At 50.1% G+C, this 13,252-nt stretch carries 11 protein-coding genes; 8 read left to right on the top strand and 3 right to left on the bottom strand.

Translation table 11 applies throughout. The annotated features are described in order from the left end of the window. Positions 1-132: 132 nt before the first annotated feature. The 3 genes from KQJ23_RS06050 (at position 133) to KQJ23_RS06040 (ending at position 2,438) form a co-directional block, all read left to right on the top strand. Positions 133-762, top strand: coding sequence for a nitroreductase family protein (locus KQJ23_RS06050; protein WP_216477792.1), 630 nt, complete (start codon positions 133-135; stop codon positions 760-762). Continuing rightward, positions 759-1,274 carry a nitroreductase family protein gene (locus KQJ23_RS06045; RefSeq protein WP_216477791.1) on the top strand — a complete coding sequence of 172 codons (516 nt, stop codon included), beginning with the start codon at positions 759-761 and terminating at the stop codon, positions 1,272-1,274. Before KQJ23_RS06050 ends, KQJ23_RS06045 begins: the two co-directional genes overlap by 4 nt. A 159-nt stretch (positions 1,275-1,433) precedes the next feature. Further along, positions 1,434-2,438, top strand: coding sequence for an L-rhamnose/proton symporter RhaT (locus tag KQJ23_RS06040; protein WP_249529535.1), 1,005 nt, complete (start codon positions 1,434-1,436; stop codon positions 2,436-2,438). A gap of 731 nt (positions 2,439-3,169) precedes the next feature. Here the strand turns inward: KQJ23_RS06040 and KQJ23_RS06035 are convergent. Together KQJ23_RS06035 and KQJ23_RS06030 are read right to left on the bottom strand one after the other, a co-directional pair. Next, positions 3,170-4,426, bottom strand: a complete 1,257-nt coding sequence (locus KQJ23_RS06035) for an anaerobic sulfatase maturase (RefSeq protein ID WP_216477789.1) — start codon at positions 4,424-4,426, stop codon at positions 3,170-3,172. A 41-nt stretch (positions 4,427-4,467) separates the two neighbouring features. Then, the gene (locus KQJ23_RS06030) at positions 4,468-5,658 is read right to left on the bottom strand and encodes an ROK family protein (RefSeq protein WP_216477788.1); all 1,191 of its coding nucleotides are present in this window, start codon (positions 5,656-5,658) and stop codon (positions 4,468-4,470) included. A gap of 318 nt (positions 5,659-5,976) precedes the next feature. On the opposite strand from KQJ23_RS06030, the gene KQJ23_RS06025 reads away from it, so the two are divergent. Together KQJ23_RS06025 and KQJ23_RS06020 are read left to right on the top strand one after the other, a co-directional pair. Beyond that, a complete protein-coding gene (locus KQJ23_RS06025; RefSeq protein ID WP_216477787.1) occupies positions 5,977-6,612 on the top strand; it encodes a chromate transporter in 636 nt (211 codons plus the stop codon). Between the two features lie 14 nt (positions 6,613-6,626). Then, the gene (locus tag KQJ23_RS06020; RefSeq protein ID WP_216477786.1) at positions 6,627-7,160 is read left to right on the top strand and encodes a chromate transporter; all 534 of its coding nucleotides are present in this window, start codon (positions 6,627-6,629) and stop codon (positions 7,158-7,160) included. Positions 7,161-7,225: 65 nt separating this feature from the next. Here the strand turns inward: KQJ23_RS06020 and KQJ23_RS06015 are convergent, their stop codons facing one another. Next, positions 7,226-8,764: a sulfatase family protein gene (locus KQJ23_RS06015; RefSeq protein WP_216477785.1), complete on the bottom strand. Its 1,539-nt coding sequence runs from the start codon at positions 8,762-8,764 to the stop codon at positions 7,226-7,228. A 103-nt stretch (positions 8,765-8,867) separates the two neighbouring features. Here KQJ23_RS06015 and KQJ23_RS06010 point away from each other — a divergent pair, with 103 nt between their 5' ends. The 3 genes from KQJ23_RS06010 (at position 8,868) to KQJ23_RS06000 (ending at position 13,226) form a co-directional block, all read left to right on the top strand. Further along, complete coding sequence (locus KQJ23_RS06010; RefSeq protein ID WP_216477784.1) at positions 8,868-9,746, top strand: AraC family transcriptional regulator; 879 nt, start codon at positions 8,868-8,870, stop codon at positions 9,744-9,746. Between the two features lie 63 nt (positions 9,747-9,809). Next, a complete protein-coding gene (locus KQJ23_RS06005; protein ID WP_216477783.1) occupies positions 9,810-11,612 on the top strand; it encodes a cache domain-containing sensor histidine kinase in 1,803 nt (600 codons plus the stop codon). After that, the gene (locus tag KQJ23_RS06000) at positions 11,613-13,226 is read left to right on the top strand and encodes a response regulator (RefSeq protein WP_249529534.1); all 1,614 of its coding nucleotides are present in this window, start codon (positions 11,613-11,615) and stop codon (positions 13,224-13,226) included. Positions 13,227-13,252 lie beyond the last annotated feature (26 nt).

The raw sequence follows: 13,252 nt of genomic DNA, 5'->3' as shown, positions 1-13,252 counted from the left end.
GCAACCCACGAGACGCCGCTTTTGTTTATAGTCCCTTTCGCAGGTTTCAAGCGAATCCAAAGCCTTTTTTAATTGATAATGATTATCATTCGCTGTATACTCGTTGTAAATGAGCACAAAGGGGATGATACGATGGAAGAGCTTAACTTGCAGCCGGATCTCTCTCAAGCGGCGGCAAAAGTAATCCGCGAGCGAAGAACGATTCGCAGATTTGCGAAACGTGCCTTATCCGGAGAGGAGCTGGAGGCGATGTTCAGGCTGGCTGAGCGCGCGGTGACATTGAAGTATGACGAAGAAGCGCTGCGGTTTGTTATATTTGCAACCGAGGAAGGGAAGCGTCAGGCAGGTGCGGCTATCATGGCCGCCTATAGCAATCAGGGCTTATATCGCTGGATCCCGGGGAAATTGCTGCAGACGCTAGCCGAGCAGGTGGCGAAAACTCCGGCCATAGTAGCTGTCATTCGGAGGGAAACGGACGACCCGTCTTTCAATGACAGGCAACTGGCCGCTGCCAGCGCGATTATACATGGCTTTACGCTGCTTGCGTGGGAGCGAAAGCTAGGGTTGGTATGGAATACGGAGCCGGTTGTTGAGCATGAGGCGCTGGCCGCCAGCATCGGGCTTGCTGAGGATGAACGGCTTGTATGCTTGCTCTACCTCGGAGAATATGACAAGGTGCCGAGAGGCAAGATGCGCAAGCCTGCCTCCGAAAGATGGACAGTATTGGAGAACGACCGGAGAGAGGAGAAGCAGACAAAATGAGTATACAGCTTGCTATGGAGCAAATTCAGGAATACAAGTGGCATGGCCAACGGCCCGTTGCCGCGGCGCAGGTGTTGGCGCTTCTTGAGGAAGCGGTGTGGGCGCCAAATCATCACTTGCGCGAGCCCTGGCGGTTTATATGGATTGACGCTGCCAGCCGAAGCAGCCTGGAAGTTACGTTGGACCCGTCAACACAGAAGAATTTGAGAGAACTGATTCGAACGGCTCCGGCTTGCCTCATTGTTGCGGCTTCCGTACCTCTGACCCCCCGGGAGGCGAAAGATGATTTCGCCGCGGCTTGCTGCCTGATTCAGAATTTGCAGATTCTTGCGGCGGCGAATGGGCTGGGCATGAGCTGGGATCTTCCTTCGCATACGGGGTATGAGGCATTGAGCTTTGCAGTAAAACTTGGGGCAAATGAGCGAATAGCCGGTGTGCTGGGGCTTGGTCATATAGAGGACGGAATCGCCCTGGCTTCCGGAAAGAGGCCCGGAAGAATCGAAGTACTGTAGATGCGGAGCTGATGAGTTACACAAATTCACGGATTTTTCTACTAATAATGATGGTTGCTAATTTCTCGTCCCCTTTATATATTTAATTTGTTGTGCATACGAGTTTGTCGGCCTTGCTCATCAGGCTGGGGGGAGAGAAAATAATTGTTAACCGGTTTTATGGTTTTGTTACTGGCTTGTTTTTTTCAAGGCAGCTTCGGACTGGGGATGAAGAAGTATCAGCCCTTTTCCTGGGAAGCCTTCTGGGTTGTGTTCTCCGTGGCAGGAATTCTGATTATACCTATTTTGTGGACCTGGATTGAGGTACCGGATTTCATGAGTTATATTCGTGAGACTCCCGCAAGGGTGCTTGGTCTGGCCTCTCTATGTGGCCTGCTCTGGGGAGTCAGTTCGGTATTGTTCGGCAAGGCGGTGGATACGATCGGCGTATCACTGACTTATGGAGTCAATATGGGGATTTCAGCCTCTTTGGGCTCCTTGATTCCACTGATTCTGTTCGGAAATGTACCGCCTGCGCTCTCATTCAGCTTGCTGCTTGGCGGTATGGTGATTATGCTGGGCGGAGTCGTTATGATTACCAAGGCAGGACTGGATAAGGAAAAACGAATGAATCAACAGGCAGCTCAAGGCGGACAAGCCGCTCCGGCGAAGCCTTTGTCCAAGGGGCTTATGATGGCCTCCGTGGCCGGTCTCGGATCGGCGGCCATGAATATCGGCTTTGCTTACGCAAACCGGACATTGGAGACCGCTGCCGGGCACGGGGTCTCCGAGCTGAGCGCCAGCCTGATTCCTTGGGTGATCACCCTGTCCGGGGGATTCGTAGCGAACTTTGCTTATGCTGCTTATCAATTGGTGAAGAATCGTTCCTATCGGGATTACGTAAAGCCGGGGTCCTCTAAAGCCTATGCCAAAGCATTGATTACCTCGCTAATCTGGTTCCTCGCCCTTGGATTCTATGCCAAGGCAACCGTCATGCTTGGACCGATCGGCTCTAGTGTAGGCTGGTTAGCCTTTAATGGACTGGCTCTCATTATCAGTAATGCATGGGGCTTGAAGGATGGGGAATGGAAGGGGTTTTCGGGGCCGAAGAAGCAGTTGATGCTCGGAAATGGTATTCTCATCGTGTCATGGATCGTGGTAGGAATCGCAAATAGCTTTGCTTGAATGAGGAAAACGTAACGAGGGTGTCCCCGAAATATTCAGGGACGCCCTTTTCCTGTGCGGCAGCTACGCCTTGCAGTATTATTAGTGCATATGAGCAACAAAAGGAGCAAGACATGCTCGTATGGACGCCCGCGCTTGGCATGAGTACCGACACCAGACCAGCAATTTTAGTGCGATTCGGCATTAAAATCGGCGCAGTAGCACGCACGCGAGGAATTATAATGCCTTTATGCATTAAAATCGGCGCAGTAGCACCCCACGCGAGGAGTTATAATGCCTTTATGCATTAAAATGGGCGTAGTAGCACGCACGCGAGGAGTTATAATGCCTTTATGCATTAAAATGGGCGTAGTAGCACGCACGCGAGGAGTTATAATGCCTTTATGCATTAAAATCGGCGTAGTAGCACGCACACGAGGAATTATAATGCCTTTATGCATTAAAATCGGCGCAGTAGCACCCACGCGAGGAATTATAGTGCCTTTATGCATTAAAATCGGCGCAGTAGCACCCACGCGAGGAATTATAGTGCCTTTATGCATTAAAATCGGCGCAGTAGCACGCACGCAAGGAGTTATAATGCCTTTGGGCACTTATTTTTCCGCATGAGCCACCAGCCAATAATTTAGTGCCATTCGGCACTAAATTATTGCATGACCGCCCAGGCTAGCATTTTTCTACCTCATCGTGGGGGCTAAGATTTTCCTATGGGACACCCTCTCTTTATGATTTCAGGAAGACATTACTCCACAGCAGGACTTATGCTTCTTGCCGCTTCCGCAAGCGCAGGGATCATTTCGTCCGGGCAGCTTGCCCTTGAATATCTCCCGTACATTCCTTTCATACAACTCGCGGCGCAGCCGGTCGCCTAACTGGTGCATTTTCTCGTCGGCGTAGGCGTACACCTGCATGTAACTTTGGCAGAAATAATCCGGGCTGGATTGATCGCCCTCCGGATTCCATTTGCGGTTCCGTGGACAGCCTCCATAGCATAGCCGCTGCCATTCGCAGGAACGGCATTTTTCCGGCAGGGCCGGTTTCATTTGATGGAAGCGTCGGTAATTAGGGTGGGCTAGAATCTCTGCGATAGAATGCTCGCCGACATTGCCGACCTTCCAATCCTCATGGATATAGAAATCGCATGGGAAGGCGTCTCCGTTCTGCTCCAGAATGAGACTCGTCGGACAGGAGGCCCGATGCACGCAGGATTCGGCCTCACGATTCAGGTAGACGCTGAGCATGTTATCGAAGAAGCGCACTGAAATGTCCGGATTTCCCTCCTGGAACCATTCGTCAAACACCTCGCACAGAAAATCTCCATATTCCTGGGGAGAGATTTCGTATACTCCGGGCTTGTCCACCTGCTGGGCTCTGAAATCCATGCAGGGAATAAATTGAACGAAGGCAAAGCCTTGCTCCCGGTAAAAGGACATCAACTCCTTGGCCTTACCGACATTCCCTTTATGAATGACAGTCAGGATATTGAAATCGACTTTATGTCTCCGAAGATGATCGATACCGGCCATTACGCGATGAAAGCTGCCTTTTCCTGCGGCATTGACCCGCCTTGCATCATGAATATGCTGTGGTCCATCCAGACTGACGCCGACCAGAAAGTGATAGGTTTTGAAAAAAGAGGCCCAGCGGTCATCAATCAAAGTGGCGTTGGTCTGCAAGGAGTTGCTGATCACGGTATGGGGAGGAGCATGGAGCGCCTGGCGGTATACGACTTCCTCGAAAAACTCGTAACCGGCCAATAGCGGCTCTCCGCCCTGCCAGGCAAAGCTGGCGCTGCCCCGGCTGTATTGCATATAGTCCTTAATGAATTTATCCAAGACGGCGGAATCGATCCGGTTGATGTTCTTGCCGGGCTTTCCTCCGCAGGTGCTGTAGTAACAATAATCGCAAGCCAAGTTGCATGCCTCGGATACCGTCTTCCACATGACTCCGATCCCGGAGTGGCCGCTTGGCGAACAACCGATGCTCATGGTGGTTCCTCCTGTTCTGCGGCTTGGCAACCCGGCTTCATTCATTCGCCTTCCCATTCATGCAGCAGCATAACAGCTGCGCCGGTTGCCAACGCCTCTTCTTTGAGCCGCCCTTGCGTGAAAACAGGGCTATATTCGGGATAATGGTACGTATTTTTTTTAGCTACCTCCACGGAGGTTTCGAATACAAGTTGATGCGCTCCCACCAGCGGTCCGCCCAAAATAACGCATTCCGGATGTAGTGCATTGATCAGATTTGCTAGACCAATGCCGAGATAAGCCGCAGTTTCGGCAAATTGCTCCTTGACCAGGGCATCTCCTTGCACAAGCGCTTCGGTCAGGGTAGTAAAATTCACGCGTTCTGCCGGGATTCCCGCGAGAACGCTGCTGCGTCCGATCTTTAACTGAGTCCGAACCCGCTCCTCCAAAGAAGGAACGGATACGAAGGCTTCGAGCGCGCCGTAATTACCCTTTCCATGCAGTCTTGGCCCGTTGGTCTGGATAATCATTTGGCCGACAGCGCCTTCCGTATCTACAGCGCCGCGTACAATCTGGCCTCCGGACATCATGGCGGAACGAATCGTTACTCCCGCATGAACATATAGAATATGCTGATAATCCTGATTTCTTAATGCCCAATGCTCACCGATCAAGGCCGTATTCGCTCCGTTATCCAGCTTGACGGGAATATGCAGCCGTTCCTCCAGCATATCGCAGATCGGGACATGACTCCATGAAGGGGAAGGGAAATACTCGGGCTCGAGGATAATTCCCTTGCCCTGATCCAGCGGTCCAACCGCTCCGATCCCCATACCCAGCACGTCCTTGGAAGACAAGCCATGCTCGCTAAGAAATTCCTTGGCACTGTTTGTAACGTGCGTAACAAGCAGTTCGGGAGACATGCTGCGATCCATCTCCCATCTGGTCATGGACAAGGGATTCAGATGCATGTCATACAGCCCGAGCGAGGAATAGATGCGTGAAATCTCCAGACCCAGGATATAACGGTACTGCGGGTTTGTCTGGAACAGGATGGGCTTTCGCCCGCCTGTAGAGCTGCCAAGACCAGAGACAACAATCAGTTGCTGTGTTGTCATTTCGTCCAGCAGACGTGTCATGCTGCTGCTGGTCAGGGGGAACACATTCAGCAAATCGGCTTTTGAGGCGGTTCCGAGATAGGAAATCCGGTCATAAACCTGTTTTTTTATCGAAGGATTGGAATGAGGCATCATAACAGCTTTTCTCCATTTCCAAGTTAATTAGTCGGGATACTTAAAGTATAGCGGCCTCTCTCGTTTATTTCCAGCTAATTTCATCAGAATAATGAACTTAATTCCAAAAATAAACTTTTTAGCTCCGTATTTGCTGAATACATAGTTTAATTATGAGGTATTAATGGAATTTTTACAATTAATTTTATAACTTTAATCCAAAATGAAATTAATTATGCTAAACTAATAATAGTTCAAGTGCAAACGCTGAGTTTTTGAACTACCTCTATAGAATTACTACCTGTATACGAAGACATAATTATTGAAGGGTGAAATGAAATGAAGCAGGGTCTGTTTCAAAAGCTGGATTTGCTATGGCGTATTTTTAGAGTGTTTTTTAAAATTGGACCGTCCACTTTTGGCGGCGGGTATGCGATGATTGCGACTATTGAACAGGAAATTGTACAAAAGAAAGGCTGGATGAACGAGGAGGAGATGGGGGATATGATCTCTGTATCCGGCTCGGCTCCAGGCGGAGTGGCTGTGAACAGTGCGGCCTTCATCGGCTATCGGCTCGGAGGAGTTGCAGGCGCGCTGGTGGCCGTCATCGCGATTACGCTCCCAACCTTCCTGATCGTATTCCTCCTTAGCTATTTGAGCTTCATGTTTAAGGATCACGTAAAGGTGCAAGCCGCGCTGAAGGGGATTCATGCCGCGGTAGTCGCCCTGATTATTGTAGCTGCCAAAAAGATGTGGAAAACAGCGATTCTGGATGCAGCCACCTTGATATTGGCGGCGGTATCGTTGCTTCTCCTGCTGTTTACCGGGATCCATTCATTCTATTTGATTCTTGGCGGGCCGATCATTGGAATTCTTGTTGTGCTGTTCAAGCGAAAACGCGGGATGAGTGTGACGACCGAGAAGACAAGACCTGAGCAACACCACGAACTGCAATTTCCTGAATATTACATCTAAAGGGTGGTCATCACATGCTGTGGCAATTATTTATTATTTTTTTCAAGGTGGGCTTAATTTCCTTTGGCGGCGGGTATGCGGTTATCACCTTAATTCAGCGCGAGGTCTCCGACAAGGGCTGGATCGGAAATACGGAATTTCAGGAAATCGTCTCGCTGGCGGGAATGGCTCCCGGCTCCATCGCTACGAACACGGCTACGTTGATCGGATATTCGGAGGCAGGTATTTTGGGGGCTATTACAGCAACCCTCGGCATTATTTTACCTTCCCTAATGATCGTTATCCTGATTGCGGCATTCTTCCTGCGGCTGCAGGGAAACCGGTGGGTGCGCTCCTCATTCTACGGGTTGCGTCCGATTGTGACCGGGTTAATCATTTATGCGGCAATCCATTTCGGCCTGAGCGGCCGTACGGAGGGCTGGCTCAGCTGGTCCATGGCAGGGATGCTTCTGATCTGCGGCGGCTGTCTGCTGCTGGTTATGAAATATAAGGTGCATCCGTTTGGTGTTATTCTATTGTCTGCTATAGCGGGAATTGTTATATTCTAAAAAATGAAAAGCGTGAGCGAGGGGATACACCCTTGGCTCACGCTTTTTTGCTTCCTTATGATTCATCAGGCGTGATGAATTCTTGGCATCGGCAACGGCTCTTTCCCGAGCTCGGCCCATGCATATTTCAGTAATAGTTCGGTCTTGAGCTTCGCGTATTCCGGTTCATCCCACAGATTGTGAAGCTCGTTCGGATCCTCCTGGAGATCAAAGATCTCCCCGTAGGTCTGATTAAAGTAGACCGTTATTTTGTACCGTGCATCCACATAAGTCTTCTGGTGTATCGTTGTCGGTTCATGCCGGAATTCGCAGATAGCATGATCACGAGCTTGGCTCTTGCGTCCAAGCCATACGTCCTTCTGGTCAACCCCGGTCATCGTAGGCGGAATCGGAAGACCGCTAAAGGACAGGAAGGTTGGAGCGAGGTCTACGAGCGATTGAATGGAGTCGGACCATCTGCCTGCCGGGACATGACCGGGATAGCGGACGATGAACGGGAGCTTGATCAGGTCCTCATAGTGGAAGCCTCCCTTGGCTTGTAGACCATGCTGTCCGAAGAAGTGTCCGTGATCCGTCGTGAACACGACCAGCGTATTATCAGCCATTCCCAGCGCGTCGAGCTTGTCAAGAATTTTACCGATGTATTTGTCCATCATGCTGATCATGCCGTAATAGACGGCAACCAGCTTCTTCTTGTCATACTCGGTCAGTCTTGCCTTATCCCCGTATTCATAATAATGGTGAGAACGATAGCCATGGATGCCGAACCCGGTCTCCATCAAATGGGAGAAATCAGGGTTGTCCTCCTGCGTCATGCCGAAGTGAGGCGGGTTCTTATCGTGCTCTCCGGGCACCAGTCCCGGTATGGTAAGCTGGTCCGGATCATACATCGTATCCCAGGGCTCAGGCACCAAATATTCCGGATGGGGATCGAAGAAGCTTGCCCAGAGGAAGAAAGGATCATCCGATTGTTGATGCTCTTCCAGCCGCGCATTGGTCCGCTCTGCAATCCAGGTATTGTAGTGATATTTCTCCGGAATTGGCCATTTGTAAGTAACAGACGGATCCATCGTACCGGTCGGAGGGAGGAAGTAGTCTCTCCAGTTGTGGCAGCCCTGCTCCTCAAGCCATAAGGCGTAGTGTTGCCCGACATGAGCTTCATTTGTATGGTTTCGTGCCAGCTCTACATGGTCAAATCCGTAGAAGGATTCGTTAAAGCCCTTCCAATATTCCAGATCCTGAAGAATCGGATAAGCCTCTTTCGAATCGTATTCCCCGGTAGATTTCAGGGGCTGGAAATGAGCCTTGCCGATCAAGGAAGTCTGATAGCCAGCCTTGCTGAAATCCTCGCCAACCGTATGGCGGTCCTCCAGCAGCTTGGTTCCCAGTGTCCAAGCACCGTGCTGACTTGGATACATGCCGGTAATGATAGAGGCACGGCTCGGCGTACAGGTTGGATTCGGACAGTAGGCACGGCCAAAGGTCGTTCCTTGTTGAGCCAGACGATCCAGATTAGGGGTAGAAATCTCGGATTGGAAAGCACCGATCGTATTCCAGTGCTGTTGGTCACTTGTAATTAGTAAAATGTTAGGTCTACTAGACAATTCTTATCGCCTCCTATTATGATAATATTGAATTATACGTGATTTTCAAATAGCCTAGTGTTAGGTTGGGATTGTCATTTTGTTAGATATTGGGGGAAGTAGTATGTCTGTAAGGTTAAGGGAATTACAGGAATATGAACATGAATATGCCGACTTTATCTACTACACGCCTGGCGATCTGGACCGGGAGGGACAATTATGGCCCGTTCGGGCGGGGCGGACGATTGCCAAGCCGAATTATCAGGTAGGACCCAAGCGTATCGAATGCTTTAGCCTTCATCTGATCCTAGAGGGAAAAGTCACCCTGGAGTTTGAGGGACAGCGAATCGAGCTCGGCAAGGATGATTTGTTCTGTCTGTTTCCGAATCAAACTTATCATTATTATACGATCCCGGGGGAAGTACCGCTGCAGATGAATTGGATTGCGCTGGACGGCAGCCGGATTTTGACCTTATTGAAGCTGGCAGGACTGACACCGGAGAAGCCATACAGCATGAAGCATGTTACGCCTCAGCTTAAGCTTGCGGCAGATCGTATGCTTGATTCAATGGCGAAGTTTGAACGGTGGAACCCGGCTCTCTCCCTGGAGCTTCAAGGACTGGCTTGCGAAATATTGTCCGGACTGATGCCGCCATCGTCCAACGGACATGATTCGGAGCCTGCCGGATGGATTCGCGAATGCATGGATTTTATGGATCTTCATGCTACAGAGGGGATTTCGGTTCAGCAGGTCGCTTCCTTTGCCGGGGTCCATCGTTCTTACTTTTCGAATGCCTTCACGAATCAGGTAGGCGTATCTCCGCAAAAGTATATTCAACACATTCGCATGGAGAAGGCGAAACGGCTGCTTGTCGGCACGGATGCGACCGTCACGGAAATTGCGCTTTCACTCGGCTATCCGAACTTGTATACGTTTACTCGGGCATTCAAAGCCTATTATAAGACGACGCCTCTCTATGTCAGAGCTTCCGGCAGCAATTAATTCAGTCAAATGTTTTTTGATAACGCTTTCGTAATTGATTTTCTCCGCAAGGGAGTGGTTGAAATGTCCATCACATCGATTCGCAATAAAATTTCACTGAAGCTGGGTATTCAGGGGAAAATCTTCATGACCTTCGGGCTGCTCAGTCTGCTCTCGATCGTGACGATCACGGTTATTATCTATGTCAATATGCGGGACACGATTAAACATAATGCAATAACCTCCGTGGCGGATAGTATCCGCCAGGCCGATGAAACGCTGAACCTGATGCTGGAGGAGATTGATCGGCTCAATACGGTTGCGGTCACGAACAAGAATACGGTCATAGATACCGTATTGAGCCCCAGCGAGGAGATCAGCTATGAATGGTTCCTTGAACAGAAGCAGATCAACGATTTTTTGTCCGGTCTGATTGGCTATAAGCCTTATATTTCGCGGATCGCAGTGATCGGGTTGAACGGAAAGGTATTCTTTACAGGCAGCCCGTGGATCGACCGCAATTTTCTGGAGACAAGCACGATGAAATTCATGCTGGACAACGGGGAGCGCCATGCTTATTTCAAGCAGACAGGCACTTCGGACGCGATTTCCGTAGGACGGGTCATTCGTTATAACCGGGAGACCATTGGGGTCGTCATGGTTGACATGAAATATGATTTCATCCGCAATACTTACGGTGTAAAGCCGACGGCCGACAGCGTGCTTTATGTTCTGGATGAACGTATGGAGCTCGTGTACCAGTCTGATTCCGCTCCAGCTTCACTTTCTCCCCAAATGGAAGATATCGTTTATCGAAAACCCCAGGCTTCCGAGGTGATCAAGGAGGCGGAAGAGCAGACCATTGACGGCAAATCCTATATCGTCGTCAGCCGCCGTTCCGAGCACACCGGATGGATCACACGAGCCTTTATTCCTCTTGACTCCCTGTTGAGCGAGTCTGCTAGAATTCGCAATCTGCTGATCGAGGTCGCGATCATTATATTTGCCGTGGTACTGTTAGGCGCACTTCAGATGTCCTCGCGTACAACCCTGCAAATCCGCCGTCTGAAGACCATGATGATGCGAGTCAAGGATGGGAATTTATCGTTTCCCCATACTGAAATCAAGACAAAGGACGAAATTGGCGATCTGTACCGGGTGTTCATCAGTATGATCGATGAGCTGAAGCGATTGATGCAGGACATCCGGATCAGTGAACAGGCGAAGCGGGAGGCAGAGTTGACCGCATTACAGGCCCAGATCCGACCGCATTTTCTCTACAATTCTCTTAATACGATCAAATATTTGGCCCATCTGAATTCCGTACCCAATATCGAAGAGGTATCCGGCTCCTTAATCGAGCTGATGAGAGGCGTACTCGGAAACTCCAGTGAGTTCCTTACGGTTAGGGAGGAGCTGGATTATGTCAATTGCTATATATCTATCGTGAAATACAAATACATGGGGCCGATTCCGGTTCAAATTCAGGTGGAGGACGATGCTTTACTTCAATGCAAGGTTCTGAAGCTGATGCTGCAGCCCATTGTGGAGAATGCCGTTCAGCACGGAATCAGTTCACTGCAAAAAGAAGGGTTCATTCTGATTCGGGTCTATGAGGATAGCGGGGATCTATTGATTGAAATTATGGATAATGGTCCGGGGATGTCCCAGGAAAAGTTGGATTCATTGCTCGGAGAAGCAAATAAAGAGGAGAGCCCGTCACGCTTTAGCGGCATGGGAGTGCGAAATGTGCATGAACGTATTCGTCTGATGTACGGCGAGCCTTACGGTGTCAAACTGTTTAGCGAGGAAGGACTTTATACGAAGGTAGAAATCAGATTTCCGAAATTAGGCGCTGCCCCCAAACTACCCGAAGAGGTGAATTAAATGATGTATCAGGTATTGATTGTAGATGACGAGGCATTGGTTCATCATCACCTTTGGACAATGATCGAATGGGAGCGCCACGGGTTCGAATTATGCGGTGAAGCCTACAGCGGCCCGATGGCCCTCCAGCTTATAGAGAGTAATCGGCCGCAGATTGCCATTATCGATATTAATATGCCCGGCATGAATGGGGTAGAGCTTCAGGGAGAAATCCGCCGGCGCTATCCGGAGATCATGACGATCATGCTTAGCAGCTATGATGATTATGATTATGTGCGTGAGTGCTTGAGAAATGGTGCCATGGATTATCTGCTGAAGCATCGCCTGAATGAGCAATCACTCATCACGATTTTGAAGCGGGCTGCTAAGGAACTGGAGGATGCAAATGCGGCAGTCTCCTCCAAGTCTGCTCAAGAAGTAGAAGGAGAAAGCAGAAGGAATGAGCTGCTGCGCGAGCACTTGTCACACCTGCTTACAGGAAAGTCCGATGCAGCTCAGGAGCTTCAAGCTTATGTCGCTCAGCATCGATTTTTTGAGGGTGCTGTGTGTTATGCAGCGGCAGCGGTTCAAATTATTCCTTTCCTCCTGCTCACCGAATCTCAAAGTGATGTGCAGACGAACCGTCTGGTCCGGCAGGCTGTGGAGCTTACGCAGCAGACCCTTGGAGATCCTTCAGAGCGTCTGGCGGTCTACGTTGAGAACGGTCGTTTGGCAGTGATCTTCGCGTTCAAAAATAGAAGCGAGCAAGCCGCCTCCAGTGAAGCGGAACGATTAATGAGCCATGTTCTTCATTCGCTGGAGCTGTTCTTGAATTTGAAATGCACGTATGCCGTTGGGCATATCTGCGGCGGCCTGGCCAAGCTTGAAGCAAGCTACCGCTCTGCGGAACGGGTCATTGATGCCTCCCCTTCCTTGAAGGAGACAGCGGCGAATCCTGCAAATTCTTCCCGGCTCTCATTAACGATTGAGGAGCAGAAGCAGCTTCTTCTATCTATGGAGCGGCTAGATAAGGAAGGCGTGCAGCGTTCGCTCGCAACCGTATTCGCTGTGATTCGAAAGCATCCGCTTCATTCGCAGAACGTCCAGATGATGATCAGCGAGCTATTATCCATCGGAGAGAAGGCGCTCCCGCCGGAGGCTGGCGGATCGGAAGAGCTGCCAGCCCGCGAGGAGCTCGGAAAGCTTGGAAGCATGGGGGGACTGGAGGCGTGGTTGTACGATTATTTCGACCGGTTATTGAGTCTATTGCGCCAGCGGCAAGCTGCCGGTCCCTATTCCCGGCATGTATCGCAGACGATTCTGCTTATTCTTGAGCGTTATCCCAGCTTCATTACGCTGGAGCTGGCAGCAGGGGCTATCGGTCTTAACCCTTCCTACTTAAGCAGAATATTCAAAGAAGAAACCCAGATGACCTTTTCCGAATATGTGAACCGGGTTCGCATTGATGCGAGCTGCAAGCTGCTGGAGAGCGGGAAGTATTCGATCAAGCAGATCAGCAGTCAGGTTGGCTTTACAACCTATAACTATTTTTTCAAGGTATTTAAGGAACTGACGGGGATGACTCCGCATGCCTATGTAGCACGTCCATCCGGCCGGGATGATTCCGTAAAATAAGTATAGTAAATAGTCATATATGTGGA

This window comes from Paenibacillus brevis (genome assembly GCF_018919145.1).
Lineage (GTDB): Bacteria > Bacillota > Bacilli > Paenibacillales > Paenibacillaceae > Fontibacillus > Fontibacillus brevis.
This window is presented reverse-complemented; position numbering and strand designations above follow the sequence as displayed.

What these genes read in the sequence shown, in the direction of transcription:
- KQJ23_RS06050 (WP_216477792.1), top strand. Translation starts at nt 133, where the DNA reads ATGGAAGAGCTTAACTTGCAGCCGGATCTCTCTCAAGCGGCGGCAAAA.
- KQJ23_RS06045 (WP_216477791.1), top strand. Translation starts at nt 759, where the DNA reads ATGAGTATACAGCTTGCTATGGAGCAAATTCAGGAATACAAGTGGCAT.
- KQJ23_RS06040 (WP_249529535.1), top strand. Translation starts at nt 1,434, where the DNA reads ATGGTTTTGTTACTGGCTTGTTTTTTTCAAGGCAGCTTCGGACTGGGG.
- KQJ23_RS06035 (WP_216477789.1), bottom strand. Translation starts at nt 4,426, where the DNA reads ATGAGCATCGGTTGTTCGCCAAGCGGCCACTCCGGGATCGGAGTCATG.
- KQJ23_RS06030 (WP_216477788.1), bottom strand. Translation starts at nt 5,658, where the DNA reads ATGATGCCTCATTCCAATCCTTCGATAAAAAAACAGGTTTATGACCGG.
- KQJ23_RS06025 (WP_216477787.1), top strand. Translation starts at nt 5,977, where the DNA reads ATGAAGCAGGGTCTGTTTCAAAAGCTGGATTTGCTATGGCGTATTTTT.
- KQJ23_RS06020 (WP_216477786.1), top strand. Translation starts at nt 6,627, where the DNA reads ATGCTGTGGCAATTATTTATTATTTTTTTCAAGGTGGGCTTAATTTCC.
- KQJ23_RS06010 (WP_216477784.1), top strand. Translation starts at nt 8,868, where the DNA reads ATGTCTGTAAGGTTAAGGGAATTACAGGAATATGAACATGAATATGCC.
- KQJ23_RS06005 (WP_216477783.1), top strand. Translation starts at nt 9,810, where the DNA reads ATGTCCATCACATCGATTCGCAATAAAATTTCACTGAAGCTGGGTATT.
- KQJ23_RS06000 (WP_249529534.1), top strand. Translation starts at nt 11,613, where the DNA reads ATGATGTATCAGGTATTGATTGTAGATGACGAGGCATTGGTTCATCAT.